Origin of the sequence: Sporosarcina gallistercoris, assembly GCF_050459885.1 — a bacterium.
GTDB lineage: Bacteria > Bacillota > Bacilli > Bacillales_A > Planococcaceae > Sporosarcina > Sporosarcina gallistercoris_A.
In genome coordinates, this window is the sequence record NZ_JBCMNO010000012.1 from 37,789 (window position 1) to 61,483 (window position 23,695).

The window sequence follows — 23,695 nt, forward strand, 5'->3', positions numbered from 1 at the left end:
CGAAAGGACGAGAGCCATGGACGACTACAACAGGGATCGAGAAGAGGAACAACAGCGGCCAAAGGATCCACTACAGGAACCGACGCCTGCGGAAAATTACGAGGCTCCACCAAGTGAACCTTCATACAGAACACGAACAACCACACCACCGCCGCCGCCTCCAGAACCACCAAAACGAAGAGGTGGATTTCTTCCTGCATTATTTGGAGCCATCCTAGGCGGCCTGCTCGTCTGGTTACTCATGTTTACTGTTGGCGGATCAGATGACAACGACAACAAAACAACGGGTACCGTGAAGGAATCGGGAAGTTCCAAACAAGTGAGTGTCGACATTGATAGTGATTTAACAGGAGTCGTCGAAAAATCGACAGACGCAGTTGTTGGAATTACGAATTTACAACGAGGACAAGATTTCTGGACGCAATCGGATACACCGCAAGCAATTGGAACCGGATCGGGCGTCCTCTATAAGAAAGAAAATGGGAAAGCCTACATTGTCACCAATCATCACGTCGTCGAAAATGCAGAAGAACTGGAAGTGACACTTGACGATGGAACAAAGATTGCAGGTAAGTTAATTGGGAGTGATGTCTGGACAGATCTCGCAGTTGTTGAAATCGATGGCAAAGACATCACGTCCATTATGGAATTTGGAGATTCTGATGCGCTAAAACGCGGGGAAACGGTCATTGCGATCGGGAACCCGTTAGGTCTTGGTTTTTCGGGATCGGTCACAGTTGGCGTCGTTTCGGGTAAAGACCGTTCTATTCCAATCGACATCAACTCAGATGGCGCCGTTGACTGGCAGGCGGATGTCCTTCAAACCGATGCAGCCATCAACCCAGGGAACTCAGGTGGAGCGCTTATCAATATGGCAGGGCAGCTAATTGGAATCAACTCCATGAAAATTACTGAAGAAACGGTAGAAGGAATTGGTCTTGCCATTCCGATCAACTTAGCCTTGCCAATAATTGAGCAGCTGGAACAGACAGGTGAAGTGAATCGGCCGACAATGGGTGTGTCGCTTCTCGACTTACGGAGTATTCCGGTCCAGCAGCAGAGCGTGCTGAAGTTACCGGAAGACGTTAAAAACGGTGTTGTAGTCACAGAAGTCTTCCGCAATACGCCAGCACAAAGCGCAGGTGTCCAAAAATATGATACAATTGTGGAAATGGACGGAGAACCGATTGAAGACATGGTGACGTTGCGTAAACACTTGTACAACGAAAAGAAAGTCGGGGATAGTATGACGATGAAAGTCTATCGTGAAGGAAAACCTGTTACAATTGACATGGTTCTGAAAGACGGCAACTCGTTCTAATACACATGTGCATAAAATCGCCACTTAGTTATCCACAGCAGACACGATAGCAGAGAAACCGCTATTGTGTCTGCTTTTTTTATCAACAATTCTACGTTTGTGGATAAAACTGAAAATTTGTGCATAACTCTGTGGGGAAGTAAAAGTGAAAAAGGGGTGAATTATTTGAAAATTAATAGCTGTGAAACCCATATAAACCGGGCACTTGACGAATTTGTTGCAAAAGAGGAGACATTTCCGAACATGGAACCGATAACAAACGAAGAGAAGTTATCCACAACGTGCGATTACTGTGATACACTTGCTGTCTATCTTGTGACGAACACATAATCGGGCACTATATCTAGATGAACCTGTGGATATGTGTATAACTTCCGTGTATAACTTTTCAAAAAAGGTGGACAACGCTGTGAATATTACAATTGTGACGGTAGGGAAATTGAAAGAGAAGTATTTGAAAATGGGCATCGAGGAGTATACAAAACGACTTGGTACGTATGCCAAAATCGACTTAATCGAAGTGGCGGATGAAAAAGCGCCCGAGCAACTTAGCGAAGCCGACATGGAAATCGTGAAGAAAAAAGAAGCGGACCGCATCCTAGCGAAAGTTTCACCAGACGCTCATGTCATTGCACTGGCGATTGAAGGGAAACAGAAAACATCCGAGCAGCTAGCAGAAAATCTACAATCTCTGATGACTTATGGAAAAAGCAAAATCACTTTTATTATTGGAGGATCACTTGGATTGCATGCAGATGTCTACAAGCGAGCGGATGAGCTGCTATCGTTTTCCAAGATGACATTTCCGCATCAGTTGATGAAGCTGATTTTGTTGGAGCAGGTGTATCGTGGGTTTAGGATTATGAGGAATGAACCTTATCATAAGTAAATGAGGTTTCATAAAGCATGATTTGCAGTAGCAAAAAGTGATGCCTCACAATTCTTAAATTATCTCTTACTTCAATAACAAAACATCAACGTTATTTCCCGAAATAAGGTATTCAAGGTAACAATAACGGGAGAAGTTTTAGTACTCACGAGATTATTAGTTGATCCCTAATATAAAAAAGTAAAAAGGATGTCTCGACTAAAGAGACATCCTTTTATGATGGGTTTATTTTGTAAAGTTATCGAAGTAACCCTTAATATAGACAATGGGAGTTCCTTTATCTCCACTTCCTGAAGTTAAATCAGATAAAGATCCAATTAGGTCAGTTAGTTTACGAGGTGTAGTGCCTTGTGCTTCCATTGAACCTACAAGGTCTTCTTTTTTATTATGGATGAATTCAGTAATAGCTTGTTTTAACTCTTCACCATGAAGATGAGAGAAGTTATTATCTGCTAAGTATTTTAGTTTCACTTCGTTTGGTGTACCGTCAAGTCCTGTTGTATAAGCAGGTGATACTACTGGATCCGCAAGCTCCCAAATTTTACCGACGGGATCTTTAAAAGCTCCATCGCCATAAACCATTACTTCAATAGTTTTACCAGTCAATTCTTTGAGTTTTGCTTGAATTCCATCAACGACTGGTTGGCAGTTGTTCGGAAATAGCTTGACACTGTCTTCCGTGGCTTTGTTTGAACCAAGTAGACCATAGGCTTCATTAAAGCCGCTGCCGTTAATTGATTTTGAAAGAACATCATCTAGGCCATATACTTTTTCAGCACCATTGTTTGTCAAAATACGTTTTGTTCTTACGCGTGAGTGAATGTCACAAGTTAACACGCTCTTTGTATAGTCCAGAATTGTTTTTGGATTGTTGGAGAAGATCACTTCACAAGTTGCCCCTTCAGCCTCAATCAAGGATTTATAGTATTCGATGTAATCCACACCTGTGAAAGTGTGTTTCCCATACCCGAAATGTTCACGGAACTGGGCTTCAGTTAATACATCCGTCCATGGATTGATGCCTTTCGCATCTAGCTCATCAATGTCTACCAGGTGATTGCCCACCTCATCGGAAGGATAGCTCAACATTAAGACTATTTTTTTTGCGCCTTTTGCAATCCCTCTCAAGCAATTTGCAAATCGGTTACGACTAAGAATCGGGAAAATGACACCAATTGTATCATCACCGAATTTAGTTTCTATATCCGTTGCGATATCATCAATTGTCGCATAGTTCCCTTGCGCACGAGCAACAATGGATTCAGTAATGGTTACAATATCGCGATCCTCTATCGAAAAGCATTCAAGCTTTGCTGCATTTAATACGGTTTCAACAGTGATTTGTTGCATATCATCACCTTGGTTGATGATGGGACTGCGAAGCCCACGAACTACTGTTCCAACGGCTCTTGTCAATGTAATCTCTCCTCAAATCGAGTATATTTTATATCATTATGTCTATATCTTTAAACATTATATGTTTACTATACCTCTATAAAGTGATATAAGTAAAATTAATATTCATTATATCAGGTATAAGGAGAGCTTATATGATAGGGAAACTGGATTTGTACCGTATATTTAACGTTGTTAGCTCCAATAAAAGTTTTTCAAAAGCCGCACAAGAACTATATATGACACAACCAGCTGTTAGTCAAGCGATCTCGAAGTTGGAGAAGGAATTGGATATTCTACTTTTCCATCGAACGTCCAAGGGAGTCGTATTAACAAATGAAGGAAAACTGTTGAATGAGTATATTAAGTCAGCACTAGGGATCATAAACGCCGCAGAAGACAAATTGTTAGAATTTAAAACATTAAAGACGGGACACTTGCGAATCGGCGTTGGAGACACCATCTCTCGCTATTTCCTATTACCTTATTTGGAACAATTCCACAAGGGATACCCCGGGATCAAATTAAATATATTAAATGGCACAACAACAGAAATCAGTGACTTGATCAAATCAGGAAAGGTAGATATCGGTGTGTGTAATTTACCAATGGATGAAGAAAATCTACAAGTCATTCCTTGTAAGGAAATACAAGATATCTTTGTTTGCGGAGAAAAATATAAATCTCTTACGGAACAACCGGTTAGTTTTGAGTATTTAATGAAAATGCCACTCATTTTTTTGGAAAAGAAATCGAATTCACGATTGTTTGTGGAACACTTCTTTGAGAAAAAAGGTTTTAAGTTCTCTCCTGTATTTGAATTAGGGTCATTTGATTTGGTTTTAGAATTCGCAAAAATAAATTTAGGGATTTCATGTGTGATTAAGGAGTTCTCAAAGAGTTATTTAGAAAGTGGAGAATTATACGAGATCCAGCTAGTAGAGGAAATTCCAAAGAGGATTATTGGTCTATGTTATTTAGAGAATGTCCCATTAACGCGTGCTGCAAAATCATTTATCGAGCTTGTAAAATAATGCATGAAGTTAAATTTGCATAGTTACATGTAGTACGCTGAACCGGATCATAAGTATGTAGTATTTTAACAACAATCACCTAACGTGTTGGGAACTTAACGCGTTAGGTGATTGTTGTTTTAGTTAAACCTTACATACATCGGTCTCTATAATCATTCCATTTTACAAGTCCCCCAAAAAATACCTGACAGCATGACAACTAGACGGGAATTAGTATCCATTATCATCACTCGAAGATCCAGCAGCGTAATAGTTATTAAAAATAAGAACCAACAATTGTTCCCGTTTGTTTTTTTGATGCCGATTCATAATCCAATACATATAGTAGCAGTAAATTAGAATGACCATATGAGAGGAGAAATTCGATTTGAACGAATCGCTACTTGCGGCCCTTAGAAAAGGCGGATTCATATTCTATGCTAAACATGGAGAAGCGACTGTTGGAGAGGATCTACCTTATCTCAACTTTCAAGACTGCGCGACCCAAAGAAATCTTTCTCAACAGGGACGGTGGCAGGCTCATTACTATGGAGAGATTCTTCGATACTTACAAATACCGATTCAATTTCCTGTTTCCGTAAGCCCCTTCTGCCGGGCAATCGAAACAGCACAGTTAGCAGTTGGAAGTGATCATGTTCAAGTTCATCCATTTTGGTTTGAGATCTATCAGTTGAGTGGAACTTTACCTATCAGCTCTAGACAAAAAACTTTGAGTGATTTAAAAGCTATTTTGGAAACACTTCCGGTAGAAGGGAAAAACGCCGTGATTGTTGCGCACAGTTTCCCGGAAGGAGTGGGACTAGGCGTACTACCTGATATGGGGACAGTTATAATAAAGCCTAAAGGAAGAGGAAAGGGCTATGAAGTTGTAGGTCAATTATCTTTAGCAGAGTGGAGCAAATTGGATAGTTAGCAAGAGAGCCGATTGAAATGTAAAAAAATACAGACCATACTATACAACGAAATTACAACGTAACTAAAGAAGCAGGATGAAACCATTTGTAGATGCTAAAATAAATGGATAAATCCGAATTCGGGAGGGGCGTACCAATGAATATTGTTGAACTAGTAAACAATAAATCTCTTAAGGCGATGGAAAAAAGGATTCAAATCATAGAAATCTTGCTCGAAGATAATTTATCTTTACAAGAACTTATCACGATCTGTGATTCATTGAAGGATAAGCAAATAGCCATTATTCTTGAAGCGATTGAGGAAATAACAAATAAAAAAATGAAACAACTCGATCCTGCTTATATTGATTTTGTAGAGAAATATATTCTCTCAGATAATAATTCATGTAAACGTGAAGCTTCAAGGATTGTTGGCAATTTGGCAGAGCAGTATCCCAATAAGTTGGATTCAGTTATTCAATGCTTAATAAAAAATACTACTGATGATAGTACCGTTGTTCGTTGGGGGAGTGCGTATGCCCTCTCCAGAATTATTGTGCTGACTGAATATGCCAATACGGACTTATATGATCAAATCAGTGATATATGTGAGAAGGAACAAAATAATGGCGTGAAGAACCAGTATGTCAAGGCGTTAAAAAAAGCGGTGAAGATAAGAAAGTAAAGCAAGTAATGTGTTACCATTGAAAGTCTGAACGTTCCAATCCATATAAAAAATAAGTTTTGGATAAGGTTATCAAAATTGATTGTCGACAAAGAAAAACTGGTGGATCATAAGAGCAAGGAATCGCTCTTCATTGATAAAACTGACGGTTGACTCCAAAAAAAGAGGGCCAACCTAACTATTCATGCTCAAATGAGGAGTTCACACGGGAAAAGCATTATACTAATACTCACGATACAAATACGAAAGGGTTAAGGTGATCACAATGAATGCAAACGATATACTAACCAGACTCCGATATGCACTCGACATAAAAGATGCAGAAATGGTTGAGATCTTCGCACTGGGCGGAATCGAAACAACGAAAGCGGAAGTCCAGGACATGCTGTCGAAGTCAAAAAACAGTCCGGATGGCGAAACGCCAGATGAAGAGTATGTAAAAATGATCGACAACAAAACGTTAGAGTCTTTCTTAAATGGGTGTGTCACATTGAAAAGAGGGCCTCAAGAAGAAACGCCGGAGTCCGTCAAAAATCAGTTTTTAATGAGAGACGACAATAGAAATGTGAATAATATTTTGCTCAAGAAGTTGAAAATTGCCCTGTCCCTTACGAGTGAAGAGATGATGGATATTTTACATGACGCAGGAGTCACGGTGTCAAAGAGTGAACTGAGTGCGGTACTGCGTAAAGAAGGTCATCGCAACTATAAAGAGTGCGGCGATCGGTACGCGAGAAACTTCTTAAAAGGGTTGGCACACATCTATCGAGCATGATTCCTACGACAAACCAGGCAGGCTCCCAATTTATCGGGGCCTGCCTTTTCTCGTTGCCTTGCAGAACATATGACAGCGTATACTGGATAAGCTATAATCATGAAGGTTGCAGCCACCTTTCAACTAGAGAGAGGGGAGTCTCTTTGATTTCATTACATAATGTCAGTAAGAGTTTCACAGATGTACCCGTCATCGATTCCATTTCACTCTCAATCGCTCGAGGCGATATCCATGGCGTTATCGGAGCGAGTGGTGCGGGAAAGTCGACGTTGTTGCGACTCATGAACTTGTTGGAAACACCGGATGCAGGGGCTGTGGAAGTGAACGGCCAAAAGCTGACCGCTCTCAACACGAAGCAACTTCGGCAAGCTCGTAAATCCATTGGAATGATTTTTCAACACTTCAACTTAGTGGCCAATAGAACCGTTTACGAAAATGTAGTGGTCGCGTTGGAGCTCGCCAAGTACCCCAAAACGGAACTTCGCAAACGGGTTATGGAATGTCTGCAATTTGTTGGACTTGAAAGCTTTCACGCCAAGTATCCAGCCCAGCTGAGTGGCGGTCAAAAGCAACGGGTTGCCATTGCGAGAGCGCTTGCGAATCATCCACATGTATTATTATGTGATGAACCCACGTCGTCACTTGACCCTCATACGACTGCGGAAATCCTCGCAGTCTTAGCGGATATCAATCAAAGGCTTGGGGTCACCATTGTCCTGGTGAGCCATGAGATGGACGTCATTAAAAGTATCTGCAACCGCGTCACTGTGCTGACAGACGGAACCATTCATGACACGGTAGCTATTACACCGAGAGGCATTCAAGAAACGGTAAATACTGCTGCGCATCTTGTGGAACGCCTCAAGGAAGATGGTGATCGCGATGCCTGAAGTACTCATTCAATACCAAGCTGAAATTTGGCAGGCGATCGGTGAAACGTTCATCATGGTGGGAATTTCCATCCTGGCGGCCATTTTAATAGGGCTGCCTGTTGGAACGTTGTTATTCATTTGCCGGAGAGGGCAAGCTTTTGAAAATCAGATGGTCTTTACCGTCGTCAACTTATTCGTAAATGTAGTCCGTTCCTTTCCGTTTTTATTGTTAGTCGTTTTTTTAATTCCTTTTACCCGGCTTCTCATTGGAACGGCAATCGGTACCGCAGCTGCCACTGTGCCCCTTTCAATTATCGCCATTGCCCATTATTCAAGATTAGTGGAACAAGCGCTATTGGACGTTCCTAAGGGTGTCATAGAAGCAGCGATTTCCATGGGGGCTTCCATGAAAGAACTCATCTTTAGATTCCTTTACGTGGAAGCCCGTTCAGGACTGGTCCTCGGTCTCACAACGTCCATTATTAGCTTCATCTCCTATTCCACGATTATGGGAGTGGTGGGAGGCGGTGGAATCGGTGATTTTGCGATTCGCTATGGGTATCAGCAGTTCAAGACGGATTTAATGATCTATATGATTGTGATCATGATCATTTTGGTGCAGCTCATCCAGTTTACGGGGACGACTGTATCCAGATGGATCGACAAAAGATAAAGAATAGGAGAACATCATGAAAAAAATTCTTTTAATACTCACGTTAAGTATCCTTCTTGTAGTAGCCGGGTGTAACAAGTCCGATTCTGCCAAGGAACCTGAAAAAGCTCCAGCAAAAGAAGATGAAGTCGTCACATTGAAAGTCGCTTCACTTATCCCGCCGATGACGGAAATCCTGGAACTGGTGAAACCGACTCTTGCAGAGCAAGGTATTGAACTTGATATCGTCGTACTAGGCGATAATGTTCAACCGAACAGTGCCCTTGCCGCAAAAGAAGTAGACGCAAACTTCTTCCAGCACGTACCGTACATGGAAGAGTTTAATCGCAACAACGATGCGAATTTAGTTCCAATAACACCGATCTATTTTGCCAATTACGGTGTCTATTCAAAAGAATACGACTCCATGGAACAATTACCGAAGGGTGCGAGTATTGCAATCGCAAATGACATTTCAAATATTGATCGGTCGTTAGCCCTGTTAGCTCAGCAAGACATCATCACATTAAAAGAAAAAAAGGGACCGTACTATACAAAAGCGGATATCTTAGAGAATCCGAAGAACTACGAGTTCAAAGAAGTGGATTTACTGATGCTTGCAAGAATGTATGATGACGCAGATGCAGTCATCATGACACCTGCTTATGCAGCACCACTCAACCTGACGCCGAAAAGTGATGCACTGCTAACTGAAGGGGTCGAAAATGATTTTGCCATTACGTTAATTGCCCGTGAAGACAATGCAGACTCGGAGTCAATCCAAAAGCTATCCAAGGCGATGACTTCCGATGAGGTGCGTAAGTTTTTAGAAGACAACTACGATGAAACGGCAATTCCAGCATTCTAACAAAAAAGGCTTTAAGAACAGGACCACACCTGTCTCTTAAAGCCTTTTTTCAATAATCATGCCCTTATCTTGTCGTCAATCTCACGGATGAATGAATTCAGAATGTGGATTTGTTCTTCCAGCTTCTCTTTATGCTGGAACAGAATCGCTTTCGTATTCACATTTTCATAAGCACCATGGATATGTGAGAGGTTCTCTCGGATATCCTCAATGGACATGCCAAGATGCCGGAAACACCTGATTAGATTCAAGATTTCAATGTCTTTATCATCAAACGTCCGGTTTCCTTGAGCGTTTCTTGTGATTGCAGGGATGAGCTGGATCTTTTCATAGTATCTGATTGTGCTGGATGGCACTTGAGCTAGTGTGCTTGCTTGTTGGATGGGATACATGGAGCAACCTCCTTGACTTAAAGTTAGGTTTAACCTTTAAGGTTGATTCTATCAGACAAAGAGGAGTGAATGGAATGAAAAAGATTTTAGTCGTCGTTACGAATGTGTCCAAGTATCCGAATCTTGAGCGAGCTACAGGGTTATGGCTGGGTGAAGCAGTACATTTTGTAGATGTCATGCAAAAAGAAGGACATGAAATTGATTATGTAAGCCCTAAAGGCGGATATACACCGATTGACCCGCACAGTCTGCAAGCAGATCAGATGTCGGAGCTCGACTGGCAATATTACGAAGACCAGACATTCATGAATAAGTTGGGTACGACATTGGCGGCAGCTGAAGTGAAAGCGGCAGAGTATGACGCAATCTACTATACGGGCGGACACGGGGTCATGTGGGATTATCCAGAAGATGCACACTTGCAAAACATCGCAAGTACCATCTACCAAAAGGGTGGAGTCGTTTCTGCAGTATGCCATGGTTCTGCAGGTTTAGTGAATATTAAAGATGCAGCAGGTCAGCCGCTGATCGCGAATAAGAAAGTTTCAGGCTTTACCAATACAGAAGAAGCCGCACTAGGTTTAGAGAACACGGTACCATTTTTAACAGAGGATGCACTCGTCAGCCAGGGGGCAAACTATGTGAAAGGTGATGACTGGGCTGCATTTGCTGTCTCAGATCATCGCGTCGTTACGGGACAGAACCCGGCATCCGGCGGCGCGGTCGCAGCTGAAGTAGTATCCATTTTTAATGCAGCTAACTAACAGGAAACGTATTCGCTATAAGCAGGAGCAAAGCTATGATCAACTATCATCATAGCTTTGCTTTTTTATTTTTGTATGAAAACACCTTTAAAAAAAGGACTTTCGCAGAAATCAGTTCTCACTGACTTTCTGGAAAGTCCTTTTATAGGTTGCCCTGTTCAATTTGTTTAATGGCTTCTTCAAGCCAATAAATGGTGTGATCAGATTTAGTTGTAAAATAACCAAGAAGCAACTCATTGAGATTCTCACTTTTTTTGTCTCTAGGGGTATTGTTTTCAAAATTCATGATACGATCCCAATGGTCTTTATAATCGTCTAAGCGCCCTTTTAAAAGAACTACAACTTTTTCAGGGTCAACGTATTTGATGTTAGCCAAGCAGATTACAATGTCATTAATATCATTGGCAGATTCAAACAACTTATAAATCTTTTTTGGAAGCTCTTCACGGCCTTTAGCCGTAATCGCGAATACTTGTTTGTCGGGCCGGTGTTCTTCTTTGATGATTTCGACGGGTTCAATCAACCCATGTTTTGCCAAAGCATCGAAGTGATAGTAGAGTTTACTTTCTGTGATTCCACCTAATTCGTCCAATGGTATAGGTTCGGACATTTGTTTTTTCAGCTCATAAGGATAGGTTTTTCCTATCATTAGTTTACTTAATATAAACACTTGAATGCTCATTTACAATGCCCCTTTAATAAGAATAATTATTCTTATTATAACATGGTTAAGACAACACTTTAGTGATTTCTTCTATTTCAGTCCTCGCTGCGGACTTGTCGGACGGCTTGGATTTGTGAACGGTCGCAACGATGATGATATTGATGATCATGGCACCTAAACCGACTGCAGTTAGTGACCAAAGGAATGGACTTGCACTAATACTTCCGTAAAGATCTGCTACGTAACCCTGTACGGAGTAATACATAGGTGTGATATGGCTTGCCCATTCATATGGTGCGTACATCATATCACGTGAGATGACTGCCCCATTGGCTAACGTTTGGACGAAGATAAGGGGAATATTGAGAATCATACCAGCGGGTCCGAGTAAGAAAATCAGAATCGCTGTGAAATTGAAACTAGCCATGTAAATAAGGGTTTGATGCCCGACTATACTCATGAACAGGCTTCCGCTCGGCTCATTCACTAAATAGGTGATTCCTGTCGCAGCCAACGAGGATAACACGGCGATCAAAAGAGCAGTCAATTGCAGATAGATGAATAACCGGGTTTTGCTAGCTTTTCCCCGGCTCTCTTTAAAGGCATCCACTAATTGCATGGAACCGATCATCGCCCCAATGTAACTCGCCATGGTCAGGAACATAGGAAGCATATTATTATGCATACCATCAGGAATCTTATTGATTGTCACTACATTTCCTACATAAGCAGTTTCAATTTTTTCGGCTAATTCAGCAGCCTGCTTTTCTGGCACATTGAAGTTCATTAGTACGCTCTGAGCAGTTTGCTGAGAGAATTGCTGACTGAGCTGGTTATTGATTTCCGCAACAACGGATTTCATAGAAGAAGAAATGACTGTTGCTCCTGCTTCATTAATTGTAAAGTCAATACTGGATGACGTCTCACCGTTTTGCATAGCCGCAGAAAATGATTCGGGAATATGTACGACTAAGGCTAACTCATTTTTCTCCAATTCTTTTAACGCCTTCTTATTCGTGATATCTGTCTCTACTTCTTTAAAAGGTAAATTCTTTTGCAGTTGCTCTGCAATCGTTGCTCCATATTCACCCGCGTCATCATTGACGATGGCAATCGGTAATTTATCAATATTTCGTGGGATTGCCGTGTAACCAGGTAAGAAAATTCCCAGCATGGCAATTGCATAGAATACGCCCATGATGATGGCGGCAATTGAACCTCTCGTTTTTAGAAACTGTGTGAATTTCATGTTTTTTCCTCTTTCCCTTTCAAAATACACGTTAACAATTCGACTTTCATAAAAGTACTTTGTTTAAAGTATGTCATTATTTTATTCTTTTTTTCTAAGAAGTCAACTGATTAGGTCGGGGGAGCATTTAATGGGATTTGTAGAACGTGAGATGTGGAAATTTTTTAATTGAATGTGCAAGCCGACGGAAAAAATGAGGAAAGTCTATCTCTGTCGGTCCTCAGCGCAACAACTATCATATGATTAGACTAGCGACACCGTATACTGGTATTCGGGAGTGATGAAATTGAATGAGTACATCCAGCACATGATTGATTGGATAGAGGACAGGTTAAAAGAGGAGTTCTCTTTAGAGGGGTTAGCAAGTCATATGGGGTATTCTCCTTACTACTGTTCTTTTAAGTTTCATCAGGTCACCGGTATCAGTATGAGACGTTACATTTTGCTGCGAAGATTATATTTGTCCACGGAAGATTTAGTAATGAATCGCAAAATCATCGATATTGCTACCGACTATAACTATTCATCGCAAGAAGCGTATAGCAGAGCTTTTAAATCAGTTTTTGGCATCAGTCCAAGTGAGCTTCAACGTCGTCAAATGCCAGTTCAATCCATTACCAAGCTAATGACGTATTCAGGAGAGGGTGGGAATCGTATGACTGCTCCGAGAGAGACGGAAGTTTCACATTTACAAAGTAAGAAAAGTGAATTATTTGACCAAGATGTACTGAATATCTTAAATGGACAGGTCATGTATGAGGAGTTCAAAAGTAAAAAACTGATGGGGAATTCCGATTATGCCCCATTCAATGAAGCGATGTGTGTCCATGAAACGACAACTCCAATTTTCGATTCAACGTTCATTCGAACACGAGCTTTTGGACATGATGTATCTATTGAAAGTTACATCGGCAAAGTGATCCAGCCATTGACGGTACTTGATCAAAAAAACTATAACTATATAGTTTTATGGTTTGGTGAAGATATGTTTTGTCAGATGAATCTTCTGACCGTTCTGGCGTATCTTGAGCAGTCGGAGTATAAAGGTACGGTGTTTTTAAATAGTTTCAGGGAAGACGAGTTTAAAGTAACTCAAACGGAACTAGTTTTAGGCAGCTATCATTCAATCTATGACAATGTACTCGTGAACCATAAAAAGCCAAGTCATCAAGTGATGCCCCTGATGTACCAGGCAATCGGGTTATATCTAGAAATGCAGACAGACAACAATCCGGTCACTAAATACATCGCAAGAAATAGACAGCTGTCTCAATCGGAATTGCTTAAGCGATTATTTGAGATTTTTCCGATGATCGGGTATGGAGATACACAATATATGGAGCTGATCAATAAAGTGAGGTAGATGTACAGGAATGTCCTTGTATAGAAGCAGCAGTTATCATGTAGAGGACAGCTTGGGAGCGGAATACTTAAACCGTCAGCGCTTGCAAAACCAAACTATACAAGCAGGTGATAACGAATGTACCGGAAAATAATCGACGCCCACATTCACTTAGATATGTATGCGGATACTGAACGTCTTCAAATTCTAAATGGGTTAGAACAAACGTCTGCTGAATCACTGATTGCTGTCTCAACCAATTTAGCCTCTTCACTTAGGCAATTGGAATTTGCCCAAATGGACAGTCGGATAAAGCCAGCTATTGGATATCATCCAGAACAGTTACTGCCAAGTGAAAGGGAAATTGAAGGAATAATGCAACTGATTGATGCCAATCGGGACGTTCTTGTTGCAGTAGGAGAAGTCGGCCTTCCGTATTATTTGCGTCAGGATGAACCGGAGATGGATGTGGGGCCATATGTGGTTCTGCTGGAGCGTTTTATGCAAAAGGCTGTAGCGTGTGATTTACCCATTGTCCTGCATGCCGTTTACCAAGACGCGGAGCTCGTATGTGACCTGCTGGAAAGCTACGACATTACAAAAGCGCATTTCCATTGGTTTAAAGGGGATGACGCAGTTCTAGAGCGTATGCTTCGGAATGGATACGTTCTATCGGTTACACCGGATGTCACGTATGAACAAGAGATTCAGCATATAGTCAAACAGACTCCACTCTCGCAGTTAATGGTGGAAACGGACGGACCTTGGCCATTTAAAGGCCAATTTGCAAAGAAAATGACGCATCCCTCCATGATGCACCAGAGTCTATACACCATTGCGCATATTAAGGGAATAAGCTTAGAAAAAACCTATCACCAAATCTATGAGACAACCCGGAATTTTTATCGGTTGTAAGGAAGAGGATGTGGTGATGCCAGACTGCATGCATATAGTGTATACATTCTATGAACGGCTCAAAACGTGTCCTAATGCGCTTCTTTAATTATTCACCTGCCAATGATACGATAGCGTTATGAGAAAGCATGGAGGTGTAGAAACTGTATGTTTTTGGAGGATCTGAAGAAACAGCTGGATGACAATAAGTCCATGTTCATTGGGGAGGATACTGCATTTCGCGCTGCGGTATTGGTGCCGCTTGTTCAAGAATCAGGTGAGTGGCACGTGGTTTTTGAGAAACGTTCCCTGACAATGCGTAAACAGCCGGGAGACAGCAGTTTTCCAGGAGGTCGGATTGACTTGGCAGACGCTTCGCCGATGGACGCTGCACTGCGGGAAACGCATGAAGAATTAGGGATTGATCCGGACACAGTCAAGGTCATTGGAAAGCTGAGTCCATATATTGCGTCTCCATCGTTTGTCGTCTATCCCTTTGTGGCGGTATGCGACTATCGTGAAATTATCCACTCTTTTAATAAAGACGAAGTCGAGGAAGTCTTTGCGATTCCATTGCAGTGGTTACTTGAACACGAACCTGTTTTGCACAGAGTTCCTGTTCAACCCGCGCCGTTGCCGGACTTCCCGTTCGATAAGATCTACAATGGCCAGCAGTACCAATGGGGAACGCGTACACAGGAAGAGTGGTTCTATGAGTATGAAGAGTATATTGTTTGGGGATTGACAGCTCGCATATTGAAACACTTTATCGATCTGATTAAATAAGGGTGGATGTCTGTTAAAGGGAGGTTGGAAATGAGAGAGAAGAAGTCTTGGACGGTTAAGATCCTTATCGGAATGGCAGCGCTTCTGCTGATTGCGGCGGCTGGATTTTTCCTCTTTGTCAGCACTTCTTATGAGGCAATTCCCCTTGAAATGAAAAGCTTACAATCCGATGATCAGGTAACCGTTAAACGAGAAGGAGATCTCCTCTTTGAACCGGTTGCCGAAGCACGCGATATCGGTTTCATTTTCTATCCGGGCGCCAAGGTAGAGGCTCCTGCTTATGCAAAGATGGCAAAGGAAATTGCAGCAAAGGGATATCCTGTCCTCGTGGCAGATCTCCCGTTCAACTTAGCGATTCTTTCTCCTGATCGTGCCGATAAGATCATTAGTGATCATCCAGAGATCAAGAGGTGGATCATTGGCGGCCACTCATTAGGTGGTGTAATGGCCGCGGATTATGCGTTGGATCATAAGGAAATAGAAGGACTTGTCTTACTTGCGTCCTATCCGCAGAGTAAAACGGATTTAAGTGATTCCGCGTTGAAGGTGTTGTCACTGTGGGGAAGCAATGACAAAGTTGCTGATTTGGAAAAAGTGAAAGACGCAAAGCAGATGATGCCGAGCGATGCTGAATTCATCGTTATAAAAGGTGGAAACCACAGTGGATTTGGAGAGTATGGCCATCAAAAGGGAGATGGAGAATCTTCACTTTCAGGGGAACAGCAGATTCAGGAAACCGTCAAATACGTAGTCGGACTTTTGGGGAAACTGGATGAGTGAAGAGAATTATACGGACGCTGACGTGAAAAACCTGCATGCGGAAACTTCATCCACATGCAGGGTGCAATCACGGACATAACACGACGATTTGGTAAGGTGTCGTCTGCGCAGGAATACTTCGAGTTGTTGCGCCATATACGACTAGCAGGTCCCTATTGGACAGGCTACCCGTGTAAGGCTGCCCGTTTTTCAGGATGACTTTAGTAGCGGGATTCATATTCAACTGTAACGTATGATCACTGCTCACTAATTGGTCATCAAAATGATCCACTTTCACAAATTGCCCAGGCGTGTTTTTGTACATGATCAGCGCATTGAATTGCGGTGGGAAGATGAGCGGGGCCGGAGCATTCCCGTCGTAAAATCCGGTCACCTGGTCCCCGATGGATACCACTGCCTGATCCACAAAGTAAGTAGCAGGCGCCACTACAAAATTCACTGCGTTTCCATAGCCATTATCAACGGACAGCAGCTTATAACAGCCCATTTCATTATACTGGCCAGCTGAAAAGTCATTGATGGCAGTCACGATGCCTGTAAAGGCTTGATAGTTCATCATTCTGATTCCTCCTGTTTGTTAAGCAGTCTCTCCTGTCTATCTAGCCTATGTTGTTTCGGCCCTACGGTGACAGATTAATAGAATCTTTTCCATGCCCTTATAGAGTATCCGCTATCATTTATTTGTTAGACCACCTATTATGAAGAATGCCAAAACCCCAACGCCTGTTCACGTTGGGGTTTTAGTTGTTAAAACGTTTTTCGGTTTAAAGGGTTTCCAATGTAACTTCAATGTTGTCTCGCGTTGCTTTCGAGTATGGGCAGACCTTGTGAGCTTTTTCGACCAACTCTTGCAACTGGTCTTTTTCAATGCCTGTCCCTTTCACTTGCAGCTTCACGGCTAATTTGAAGCCTTGGTCTGTTTCGTCTTTCTGAAGGCTGACATTTGCAGTGACCTCAGATTCGAATTTGACCTTCTCTTTACCAGCAACCAATTGAAGTGCCCCGTCAAAGCATGCTGCGTAGCCTGCAGCAAATAATTGCTCGGGATTGGTGGAGTGTTCCAGCTTTTTAGCTCTTGGTGTTCCTGGCATTGCCGTGTCGAAGCTGACGACGCTATCGGATGATTCCACGTGTCCTTCACGTCCGCCTTTAGCTGTTGCTGTTGATGTGAATAGTGTTTCTGACATGGTATCACTTCTCCTCGTCTTCTATTTTGTGCTATGGTCCATGTTTACCCTGTGTGCAGTTTTTTAAGCACAGGAAGCAGTTTGACACTGCAGAAGTTTCATACAAAGGAACAGGAGCGCTCAAGATTACTTTCATGGATCCAACTATTGCTATAATGTAAGAGTGTCAAAAGCGAGCCGTGAACTTGGAAACCTCTAAGTTGGATATGAGCTAAGGCAGACCCGGAACAATCGATCTTATAGATAGGAAGCAGGGACTTTATATGAATAAAAAAGACATTGCTGAAATTCGCAAGCAATTTAAAGTGGATACGGATTTACTTATGATTACGGACATCTATAATGTGTACGTTCGTCAGGAAAGTGATGAAATCTATCACGAGGAGAGCCAAGCATTCGGATTAATGGAGCGGGAGCAACAAGAGTTGTTTTTAGCGAACTTCAAAAAGGTGTTAGGCGGAAAATTGGCCATGAAGCTATTCGAGGTTCGATTTGCGGAAGTAAAAGAAGGGCAGACGGATAATACTCAACAACTTTTATATGCTGGACTCCATACAAAAGAAGCGGATGACTGGAAAGAGAACATGCAGTTGATCGCCCAGAAAATGGTCAAGGATACGCCATATGAAAAAGACTTGGTCATTACGTTCATTCGCGGGAAGTATTATAAGCCGACGAAAAAGAACTTGGAAGAGTTGGAAATGGCTGAAGGTGATGAAGCGTATACAACACCGTTCATTCTTTGCAGCATGAACCATACCGAACTGCCGAAGAGTTCACTCGTGTTTGACTTTATCGAGCGGGAGTTCAAGTCCAGCGAAATGACGGACCCTGTCGTCAAACTGGCTTCGCCTGTCGGTGGGTTTTTGTTCCCTTGTTTCACGGACAATGCAGCAGATGTGAATCACATTTTGTATGCTGCGGGTAAGGCGAACAAACCGGATTATCAATTTATTGAAAAAGTGTTGGATGGTGAAGAAATCATGACTGCTGAAGATGACAAAGCGGTCTTTGAAGAAATCGTCAAGCATGTCGTAGGGGCTGAAGTCAATACCAAAATGCTGGCTAACGTCTATGATGAGCTCAACCGAATGACAACCGTTGAAAATGAAGGGGAAGATGAGGACTACATTCCGACATTGGATACGAAAGAAATGGAACGTGTATTGAAATTGAGTGGGGCGGAAGACGTCGATACCGAAAAAGTACAACAAGCATTCCAATCTGTAGTTGAAGATGAATACTTCGAGTTGAAAGCGAGCCATGTCGTCCCGAGTTACACATCTAAATCTATAAAAATCAGCACGAAAGTCGCGAATATATCAATCAGTCCACAAGATTTAAAATATGTGAAACAAGTCAATTATAACGGCAAACGCTGTCTCTTGATCGAGGTGGAAGAAGATACGATGATCGAAGGGTTTACGTTGATGGAAGAAGAGTTGTTTGAGTCTTAAGTGTGTGAATTCTTGAGTATTCCGGATTACTTAAAGCAAAAGTAAAAACCCGCACGCCAACCTTGAAGAATCAGGTTGGTGTGCGGATTTCTTTTATTCTTTGTGATAAGCTTCCAAAAATTCTTTTACTTTATCAGAATCAGCTATGAGCTCGTTTCCTGTGTCTACGAGTGGGCTGACTGTCGAATAGGCCTTTTTCTTGTTCCCTTGGTAATAGTTCAAGAACTCGTCTTGATTGATGGAAAACAGGATCGCCTTCCGCAGGTTTTCACTCTGTGATACTTCTCGGCCGGCTGTGTTGAATTGCAAGTAAGTCACAGCGTTGCTGTCGCTCTTTTGAAGCTGCAAATTTTCCGCCTTTTCTACAAGGTCGTACTTCGTTTCCGGAACTCCATTAAAGATGTGGATTTCACCGTTGCGTAAGGCAGACAGGGCACTATCTGCATCATCGATGAAGCGCACCGTTACGTTTGAGATCTTAGGTTCAACATCACTGCCTGTGCGATAGCCGGGATTCTTAACGAAATCTGCTTGGTAATCGTTTTTCTTCACAAGAATGTAAGGTCCGCTTGCATACAACTGATTATTGTAATTGGCACCCTCTGTTACAGTGCGCTGATCTCCATATGGAATATCCGTGTCTATGTTAAAGGATGCAACGTCATACGTGTTTATGCTCTTCACTTGTTTCTCTGAAACGATTCCTGCAGATTGGTGAGCTAAATAGTTCAACACTTGAGGGAATGGTTCTGTTGTGGTTACTTTAACTACTTGGTAGCTTCCTTTTGAATTGTCAGCTTCTGTTTTGTTTTCAACAAGTGCAGACAGCTTCGTATCCAGATCATTTTCAAGAGCGTCTTGAACCGTTTCCCCACTACCTGACAGAGTTGTTTTTTCCAATTCCGCCAAGTCAGTTACGATTTCAGCACTTTTAATATGTTCATGCAAACTATATGTCCGATGATCCGGTACAGAATCCTTGTCTTTTGCACGATCCAAAGAGAACACAACATCTTCTGCTCCGACGCGTTCACCAGTGTCGACTGCTTTCTCATTTGAAACAGCCGCGAAGTGAATGTCGTCGCGAAGAAGGAAGTAGTAATCGGAACTCCCTTCAGCCATTGCATAGTTATAAGAAAGGGAACCGTCTGATACGACTTCGTCTTCATCCGTCAAGTTGACAAGACGGACGTACATATTTGTGTTGAGTGTATTAATAGAACCGTCATTCCCTTTAATAGGATCCAGTGAAGTCAAATCGCCTATTGCTTGTTGCGTCACGAGCGGCTCGGTCGCACGCTGTTCAGTCTTTTTGAAGTCAATGGTTTCCCATGGAATGGCCCGGGATTTTGCAAGTCGCACTGTATCGGGATTCAATATTTCTTTGTTTACTCCTTGTGCTTTAAAAGAGTTGTAAAGGGGTGCGATGAATGCTTTTTCCGTAACGAGCTGCTGTTCCAGCTGCTTGTATGTTTTCGTGTATTCGTCGGCGGTCTCTGTGCTCGCTTGATCGATCAATTCATCCACTTTAGTGTCCTTAACCATGCTATTTGCACCATCGGATTTGAATAGTGCACGTACGGCGTAGTCAGGATTCCCAGTGACTGTCGTCCAACTCGACAGCGCCAAATCGAAGTTTCCCGCATCTTTTTGTGCGGAGAATGTCCCGTAATCCGGTTGGATGTTCAGTTTGACATCAAAGCCATTTTTGATGAGTTGGTCACGCACAATATTCAAGTCTTCTTCGCCTGACCCCATTCCGAGAACTTCAATTTGCACTTTCTCCTTCAAGCCACCCTTATCGTTGTCTTTACCTTCACTCTCAACCTCTGATTTAGTTTTGACACAGCCTGAAAGCACAAGAACGAACAGTAAGGCCAGCGTTAACAGTTTCTTTTTCATGGGTGAATCCCTCCAAGTTTTTGTTAGTTATCAGTCAAGCTTCGGGTCTAGCGCATCCCGCAACCCATCTCCCAAGAAATTGAATGAGAGAACGAGCAGGATGATTGCAAGTCCCGGAAAAATTGCAAGGTACGAATTCGACTCCAGATACGTACTTCCAACTTTCAAGATGTTTCCCCATTCCGGAATATGGGGCTCGACACCGAGGCCTAAATAGCTCAAACTGCTCGTTGCGATCACTGCCCCACCGATTGTTAACGTGGATTTTACAATCATGGGTGCTAAAGAATTCGGAACAACTTGTTTAAATAATATAGAGAAGTCTGATGCGCCTAACGCTTTAGCGGAATCTACGAAATCGTAGTTGGACACCATCAGGACATTTGCCCGCATCGTTCGTGCATAAGTCGGAATGGCTCCCACGCTGAGGGCGATAATCAGGTTGACTGTATTGGCTCCGAATGCGGCAATAATGGCAATCGCAAGTAAGATCCCGGGAATTGAATACAATATGTCCAGTAACCTCATGATCCAGTTATCTATGCGGTTGCTATAGTATCCAGCAATAGCCCCCAGAAAACCGCCAATAACTCCGGGTAAAATTGTTGCGGCAAATCCGACGAGTAGTGATATCCTGGCACCGAATACAATTCTTGAGAATACATCTCGGCCAAAGTTATCGGTTCCGAACGGATATTCAAGACTCGGAGTCTGTAAAATTGCGCCGTAATTATTTTCCACTGCAAGCGTATAATCGAATGTGAATCGGCTCGTGACGGAGATCGTAAGCATAAGGAGAATGAAGAACATTCCCAGAACAGCGGTCGAATTCCGCGTGATTTTCTCCCACATCACATTCCACTTCAACAATCGTGATGAGTCGAATCCCCTGGACTTCATAAGTATGCTCCAGCCTAAAAGAAGTGCAAACAAGTTCCCTGTCACCGCTGTCGCTATTAAAAATAGTGCAACGATCGTCATCCATTTCGGCGCTTCGTATTCCTTAACAAAGTAAATCGTCAGGATGAGAACCAGTATATGAAACAGAGTAATGATGAGCAAACTTCCCATCGCAAGTAAAAAAGTATCGCTGACGTACGGTTTAAATAGATTCACTGAACTTATGACCATAACTGCAAGTTGCGTCAACAACATATACACTGCAAACGTATACTCCACAGTCTTTCTTTGATTGATTAAATTGAATGCGAAAGCAGCTGCAAAGATATTACCCGATAGTAAACTGACCAATTGCACATAGCCTAGACGTCTTGTAGCTTGCTGGATTTCACCTGTTTCGAGCAGATTTTTTTTCATCCTCCAAGTGATGAAAAGCTGAAATAGAGTCGTCAGAGCATAGATGCAGAAAAAGATGAATACAACGGGGTGCAGATCACCGGTTTTAAATGAGAAGCAGTTCCATAAGAAGATCCCTGAAAAAACCAGCGAAAGAATCCACGTGAAATTTGCTTGGGTATACTCGGTTGAAATGGATAGGGCATGACGTTTCCGCAGAGTTTCTTTCATGATTTACACCTGCCTTATGATTGGTTGATCTTTGAACGGATCCTTGGATCTAGAAATGCGTACAAAATATCAATCAGTAAATTGATCAACGAAATTGTAATCGCAATGTAGACGACACCGCCCATAATCGCTGGAATATCGGGGATGAACTGTTTGTCGACGATATAACTGCCAATCCCTCTAATATTGAATACTTTTTCCGTTACAGCAGCACCTCCAAGCATGCCCCCGAACAACAGCCCGATAACGGTGATGACAGGAATCATGGCGTTTCCAACAGCATGCTTCCAGAGCATCTGACTCTTGGTTAAGCCTTTGGCCCGAGCCGTGGTGATATAGTCTTCATGGATGATTTCTAGAAGCGATGAGCGCATCATTCTTGCGATGGATGCAGTAAGAGCAGTTCCAAGAACGACAACAGGCATGATCAGAGAAAGCGCATTGCCGGGACTATATGTGGGAGGAAGCCAATTCAGATTGATGGAGAATCCTAAAATGAAGATGAGACCTTGCCAAAAATTTGGGATAGAAAGACCGAGCAACGCAATGAACATAAAGGAGTAATCTAAAAACGAATTCGGTCGGGTTGCAGATAGGATCCCCACTGGAATGGCTATGACGATGGCCATGATAACGGATAACAAGGCAATGGTCAGTGTCACTGGAAATTTGTTAGCGATACTCGTTGCAACCTCCTCATTCCCTGCGAAAGAGGAACCGAGATCGAAAGTTGCAATCCCCTTTAATGCATTCCACAATTGCTGCCAGTAAGACAAATCGAGACCATGCAGTCGATTGAATGCCGTAATTTGTTCCTTCGTTGCGGATTCTCCTAAAATATTGGATGCCGGATCGAAAGGAGAAATGTACAGGATCGTAAATACCAGCACTGCAACGCCTGTAATCACAAACAAGCTTTGGACAAGACGTTCTGCGACGTACGTTATGAACGGACTGCTGAAAAGTAGCAATAATCCATACATGAAAATGCCAGGTACGAAAGAAACCAACAAAAATGTCGGGCGTGTAAGCAAGGACTGAAAGTAAAAGGAGTACGTTTGTTTATGCATTCCATTTCTTGCGAGCCGTACTTCACTGAGGCGCAAAGTTTCCGCTCTCAGTTTTTCTTCAGCTAACCTCTCCGCCTCCCTATGTATTTCTTCAGACTTCAAGTGTGTCTTGAAGAACTTCCGCTTCCGATCGAGCTGATCTGTAAATTCATTAATCCATGTTTCTTTGCATTTCGCCTCCAACAGTTCCGCGCGGACAACTTCCATCATTTTAATGGAGTTGTGGTCTTTTCGCTTTCTTACATAAATAAAATAAGTGACAAGATGGAGAGGAAAACCTGCTAGCACGAGGAGCAT

Annotated in this window: 25 protein-coding genes; 16 read left to right on the forward strand and 9 right to left on the reverse strand. The window is 42.4% G+C overall.

Features of this window, described 5'->3' with window-relative positions; genetic code table 11:
- The first annotated feature begins 16 nt into the window (after positions 1 to 16).
- The 3 genes from ABE021_RS07510 to rlmH all read left to right on the forward strand — a co-directional run bounded on the left by ABE021_RS07510 (position 17) and on the right by rlmH (position 2,210).
- The gene (locus ABE021_RS07510) at positions 17 to 1,321 is read left to right on the forward strand and encodes a S1C family serine protease (protein ID WP_430287834.1); all 1,305 of its coding nucleotides are present in this window, start codon (positions 17 to 19) and stop codon (positions 1,319 to 1,321) included.
- A 165-nt stretch (positions 1,322 to 1,486) separates the two neighbouring features.
- Positions 1,487 to 1,651 carry a CxxH/CxxC protein gene (locus ABE021_RS07515; protein ID WP_430287836.1) on the forward strand — a complete coding sequence of 55 codons (165 nt, stop codon included), beginning with the start codon at positions 1,487 to 1,489 and terminating at the stop codon, positions 1,649 to 1,651.
- Between the two features lie 79 nt (positions 1,652 to 1,730).
- Positions 1,731 to 2,210 (forward strand): 23S rRNA (pseudouridine(1915)-N(3))-methyltransferase RlmH, encoded by a 480-nt coding sequence (gene rlmH / locus ABE021_RS07520; protein ID WP_430287837.1) that lies wholly within the window; start codon positions 1,731 to 1,733, stop codon positions 2,208 to 2,210.
- Between the two features lie 225 nt (positions 2,211 to 2,435).
- Here the strand turns inward: rlmH and ABE021_RS07525 are convergent, their stop codons facing one another.
- Entirely contained in the window at positions 2,436 to 3,626 is a 1,191-nt protein-coding gene (locus ABE021_RS07525; protein WP_430287838.1) for a coenzyme F420-0:L-glutamate ligase, read from the reverse strand.
- A gap of 134 nt (positions 3,627 to 3,760) precedes the next feature.
- Here ABE021_RS07525 and ABE021_RS07530 point away from each other — a divergent pair, with 134 nt between their 5' ends.
- The 7 genes from ABE021_RS07530 to ABE021_RS07560 all read left to right on the forward strand — a co-directional run bounded on the left by ABE021_RS07530 (position 3,761) and on the right by ABE021_RS07560 (position 9,384).
- Entirely contained in the window at positions 3,761 to 4,639 is an 879-nt protein-coding gene (locus tag ABE021_RS07530) for a LysR family transcriptional regulator (RefSeq protein ID WP_430287840.1), read from the forward strand.
- A 367-nt stretch (positions 4,640 to 5,006) separates the two neighbouring features.
- On the forward strand, positions 5,007 to 5,552 hold the full coding sequence (locus ABE021_RS07535) for a histidine phosphatase family protein (protein WP_430287841.1): 546 nt from the start codon (positions 5,007 to 5,009) through the stop codon (positions 5,550 to 5,552).
- A gap of 137 nt (positions 5,553 to 5,689) precedes the next feature.
- Complete coding sequence (locus tag ABE021_RS07540; protein WP_430287842.1) at positions 5,690 to 6,217, forward strand: HEAT repeat domain-containing protein; 528 nt, start codon at positions 5,690 to 5,692, stop codon at positions 6,215 to 6,217.
- Positions 6,218 to 6,476: 259 nt separating this feature from the next.
- Entirely contained in the window at positions 6,477 to 6,992 is a 516-nt protein-coding gene (locus ABE021_RS07545) for a DUF1456 family protein (protein ID WP_430288178.1), read from the forward strand.
- Positions 6,993 to 7,135: 143 nt separating this feature from the next.
- On the forward strand, positions 7,136 to 7,882 hold the full coding sequence (locus ABE021_RS07550) for a methionine ABC transporter ATP-binding protein (protein WP_430287843.1): 747 nt from the start codon (positions 7,136 to 7,138) through the stop codon (positions 7,880 to 7,882).
- Positions 7,875 to 8,537 (forward strand): methionine ABC transporter permease, encoded by a 663-nt coding sequence (locus tag ABE021_RS07555; RefSeq protein ID WP_430288179.1) that lies wholly within the window; start codon positions 7,875 to 7,877, stop codon positions 8,535 to 8,537. Before ABE021_RS07550 ends, ABE021_RS07555 begins: the two co-directional genes overlap by 8 nt.
- A gap of 16 nt (positions 8,538 to 8,553) precedes the next feature.
- The gene (locus tag ABE021_RS07560; protein WP_430287844.1) at positions 8,554 to 9,384 is read left to right on the forward strand and encodes a MetQ/NlpA family ABC transporter substrate-binding protein; all 831 of its coding nucleotides are present in this window, start codon (positions 8,554 to 8,556) and stop codon (positions 9,382 to 9,384) included.
- Positions 9,385 to 9,440: 56 nt separating this feature from the next.
- On the opposite strand, the gene ABE021_RS07565 is transcribed toward ABE021_RS07560, so the two are convergent.
- Entirely contained in the window at positions 9,441 to 9,776 is a 336-nt protein-coding gene (locus tag ABE021_RS07565) for a MerR family transcriptional regulator (protein ID WP_430287845.1), read from the reverse strand.
- Between the two features lie 74 nt (positions 9,777 to 9,850).
- Between ABE021_RS07565 and ABE021_RS07570 the strand changes: the two genes are divergently transcribed.
- Positions 9,851 to 10,540 carry a type 1 glutamine amidotransferase domain-containing protein gene (locus tag ABE021_RS07570; RefSeq protein WP_430287846.1) on the forward strand — a complete coding sequence of 230 codons (690 nt, stop codon included), beginning with the start codon at positions 9,851 to 9,853 and terminating at the stop codon, positions 10,538 to 10,540.
- A gap of 142 nt (positions 10,541 to 10,682) precedes the next feature.
- Here ABE021_RS07570 and ABE021_RS07575 read toward each other — a convergent pair whose 3' ends face one another.
- Positions 10,683 to 11,222 carry a PadR family transcriptional regulator gene (locus ABE021_RS07575; protein WP_430287847.1) on the reverse strand — a complete coding sequence of 180 codons (540 nt, stop codon included), beginning with the start codon at positions 11,220 to 11,222 and terminating at the stop codon, positions 10,683 to 10,685.
- Positions 11,223 to 11,268: 46 nt separating this feature from the next.
- Positions 11,269 to 12,453: a YhgE/Pip domain-containing protein gene (locus tag ABE021_RS07580; RefSeq protein ID WP_430287848.1), complete on the reverse strand. Its 1,185-nt coding sequence runs from the start codon at positions 12,451 to 12,453 to the stop codon at positions 11,269 to 11,271.
- Between the two features lie 286 nt (positions 12,454 to 12,739).
- On the opposite strand from ABE021_RS07580, the gene ABE021_RS07585 reads away from it, so the two are divergent.
- The 4 genes from ABE021_RS07585 (at position 12,740) to ABE021_RS07600 (ending at position 16,255) form a co-directional block, all read left to right on the forward strand.
- On the forward strand, positions 12,740 to 13,816 hold the full coding sequence (locus ABE021_RS07585) for a helix-turn-helix transcriptional regulator (protein ID WP_430287850.1): 1,077 nt from the start codon (positions 12,740 to 12,742) through the stop codon (positions 13,814 to 13,816).
- 117 nt (positions 13,817 to 13,933) lie between these two features.
- On the forward strand, positions 13,934 to 14,710 hold the full coding sequence (locus ABE021_RS07590; protein ID WP_430287851.1) for a TatD family hydrolase: 777 nt from the start codon (positions 13,934 to 13,936) through the stop codon (positions 14,708 to 14,710).
- 147 nt (positions 14,711 to 14,857) lie between these two features.
- A complete protein-coding gene (locus ABE021_RS07595; RefSeq protein ID WP_430287852.1) occupies positions 14,858 to 15,475 on the forward strand; it encodes an NUDIX hydrolase in 618 nt (205 codons plus the stop codon).
- A 30-nt stretch (positions 15,476 to 15,505) separates the two neighbouring features.
- Positions 15,506 to 16,255, forward strand: coding sequence for an alpha/beta family hydrolase (locus tag ABE021_RS07600; RefSeq protein ID WP_430287853.1), 750 nt, complete (start codon positions 15,506 to 15,508; stop codon positions 16,253 to 16,255).
- A gap of 67 nt (positions 16,256 to 16,322) precedes the next feature.
- On the opposite strand, the gene ABE021_RS07605 is transcribed toward ABE021_RS07600, so the two are convergent.
- Both ABE021_RS07605 and ABE021_RS07610 read right to left on the reverse strand, forming a co-directional pair.
- A complete protein-coding gene (locus tag ABE021_RS07605) occupies positions 16,323 to 16,814 on the reverse strand; it encodes a hypothetical protein (protein WP_430287854.1) in 492 nt (163 codons plus the stop codon).
- Positions 16,815 to 17,019: 205 nt separating this feature from the next.
- Positions 17,020 to 17,442: an organic hydroperoxide resistance protein gene (locus ABE021_RS07610; protein WP_430287856.1), complete on the reverse strand. Its 423-nt coding sequence runs from the start codon at positions 17,440 to 17,442 to the stop codon at positions 17,020 to 17,022.
- Positions 17,443 to 17,705: 263 nt separating this feature from the next.
- On the opposite strand from ABE021_RS07610, the gene ABE021_RS07615 reads away from it, so the two are divergent.
- Positions 17,706 to 18,899 carry a DUF4317 domain-containing protein gene (locus ABE021_RS07615; protein ID WP_430287857.1) on the forward strand — a complete coding sequence of 398 codons (1,194 nt, stop codon included), beginning with the start codon at positions 17,706 to 17,708 and terminating at the stop codon, positions 18,897 to 18,899.
- Positions 18,900 to 18,992: 93 nt separating this feature from the next.
- Here ABE021_RS07615 and ABE021_RS07620 read toward each other — a convergent pair whose 3' ends face one another.
- Genes ABE021_RS07620 through ABE021_RS07630 form a run of 3 tightly spaced genes read right to left on the reverse strand, consistent with a single transcriptional unit; the run spans position 18,993 to position 23,695 of the window.
- A complete protein-coding gene (locus tag ABE021_RS07620) occupies positions 18,993 to 20,801 on the reverse strand; it encodes an ABC transporter substrate-binding protein (protein ID WP_430287858.1) in 1,809 nt (602 codons plus the stop codon).
- A gap of 30 nt (positions 20,802 to 20,831) precedes the next feature.
- Positions 20,832 to 22,328 carry an ABC transporter permease gene (locus tag ABE021_RS07625; protein ID WP_430287859.1) on the reverse strand — a complete coding sequence of 499 codons (1,497 nt, stop codon included), beginning with the start codon at positions 22,326 to 22,328 and terminating at the stop codon, positions 20,832 to 20,834.
- A 14-nt stretch (positions 22,329 to 22,342) separates the two neighbouring features.
- The gene (locus ABE021_RS07630; protein WP_430288180.1) at positions 22,343 to 23,695 is read right to left on the reverse strand and encodes an ABC transporter permease; all 1,353 of its coding nucleotides are present in this window, start codon (positions 23,693 to 23,695) and stop codon (positions 22,343 to 22,345) included.

Coding starts and splice junctions, on each gene's coding strand:
- ABE021_RS07510 (WP_430287834.1), top strand. CDS start 17: ATGGACGACTACAACAGGGATCGAGAAGAGGAACAACAGCGGCCAAAG.
- ABE021_RS07530 (WP_430287840.1), top strand. CDS start 3,761: ATGATAGGGAAACTGGATTTGTACCGTATATTTAACGTTGTTAGCTCC.
- ABE021_RS07540 (WP_430287842.1), top strand. CDS start 5,690: ATGAATATTGTTGAACTAGTAAACAATAAATCTCTTAAGGCGATGGAA.
- ABE021_RS07555 (WP_430288179.1), top strand. CDS start 7,875: ATGCCTGAAGTACTCATTCAATACCAAGCTGAAATTTGGCAGGCGATC.
- ABE021_RS07560 (WP_430287844.1), top strand. CDS start 8,554: ATGAAAAAAATTCTTTTAATACTCACGTTAAGTATCCTTCTTGTAGTA.
- ABE021_RS07565 (WP_430287845.1), bottom strand. CDS start 9,776: ATGTATCCCATCCAACAAGCAAGCACACTAGCTCAAGTGCCATCCAGC.
- ABE021_RS07570 (WP_430287846.1), top strand. CDS start 9,851: ATGAAAAAGATTTTAGTCGTCGTTACGAATGTGTCCAAGTATCCGAAT.
- ABE021_RS07575 (WP_430287847.1), bottom strand. CDS start 11,222: ATGAGCATTCAAGTGTTTATATTAAGTAAACTAATGATAGGAAAAACC.
- ABE021_RS07580 (WP_430287848.1), bottom strand. CDS start 12,453: ATGAAATTCACACAGTTTCTAAAAACGAGAGGTTCAATTGCCGCCATC.
- ABE021_RS07590 (WP_430287851.1), top strand. CDS start 13,934: ATGTACCGGAAAATAATCGACGCCCACATTCACTTAGATATGTATGCG.
- ABE021_RS07595 (WP_430287852.1), top strand. CDS start 14,858: ATGTTTTTGGAGGATCTGAAGAAACAGCTGGATGACAATAAGTCCATG.
- ABE021_RS07600 (WP_430287853.1), top strand. CDS start 15,506: ATGAGAGAGAAGAAGTCTTGGACGGTTAAGATCCTTATCGGAATGGCA.
- ABE021_RS07605 (WP_430287854.1), bottom strand. CDS start 16,814: ATGATGAACTATCAAGCCTTTACAGGCATCGTGACTGCCATCAATGAC.
- ABE021_RS07610 (WP_430287856.1), bottom strand. CDS start 17,442: ATGTCAGAAACACTATTCACATCAACAGCAACAGCTAAAGGCGGACGT.
- ABE021_RS07615 (WP_430287857.1), top strand. CDS start 17,706: ATGAATAAAAAAGACATTGCTGAAATTCGCAAGCAATTTAAAGTGGAT.
- ABE021_RS07620 (WP_430287858.1), bottom strand. CDS start 20,801: ATGAAAAAGAAACTGTTAACGCTGGCCTTACTGTTCGTTCTTGTGCTT.
- ABE021_RS07625 (WP_430287859.1), bottom strand. CDS start 22,328: ATGAAAGAAACTCTGCGGAAACGTCATGCCCTATCCATTTCAACCGAG.
- ABE021_RS07630 (WP_430288180.1), bottom strand. CDS start 23,695: ATGCTCCTCGTGCTAGCAGGTTTTCCTCTCCATCTTGTCACTTATTTT.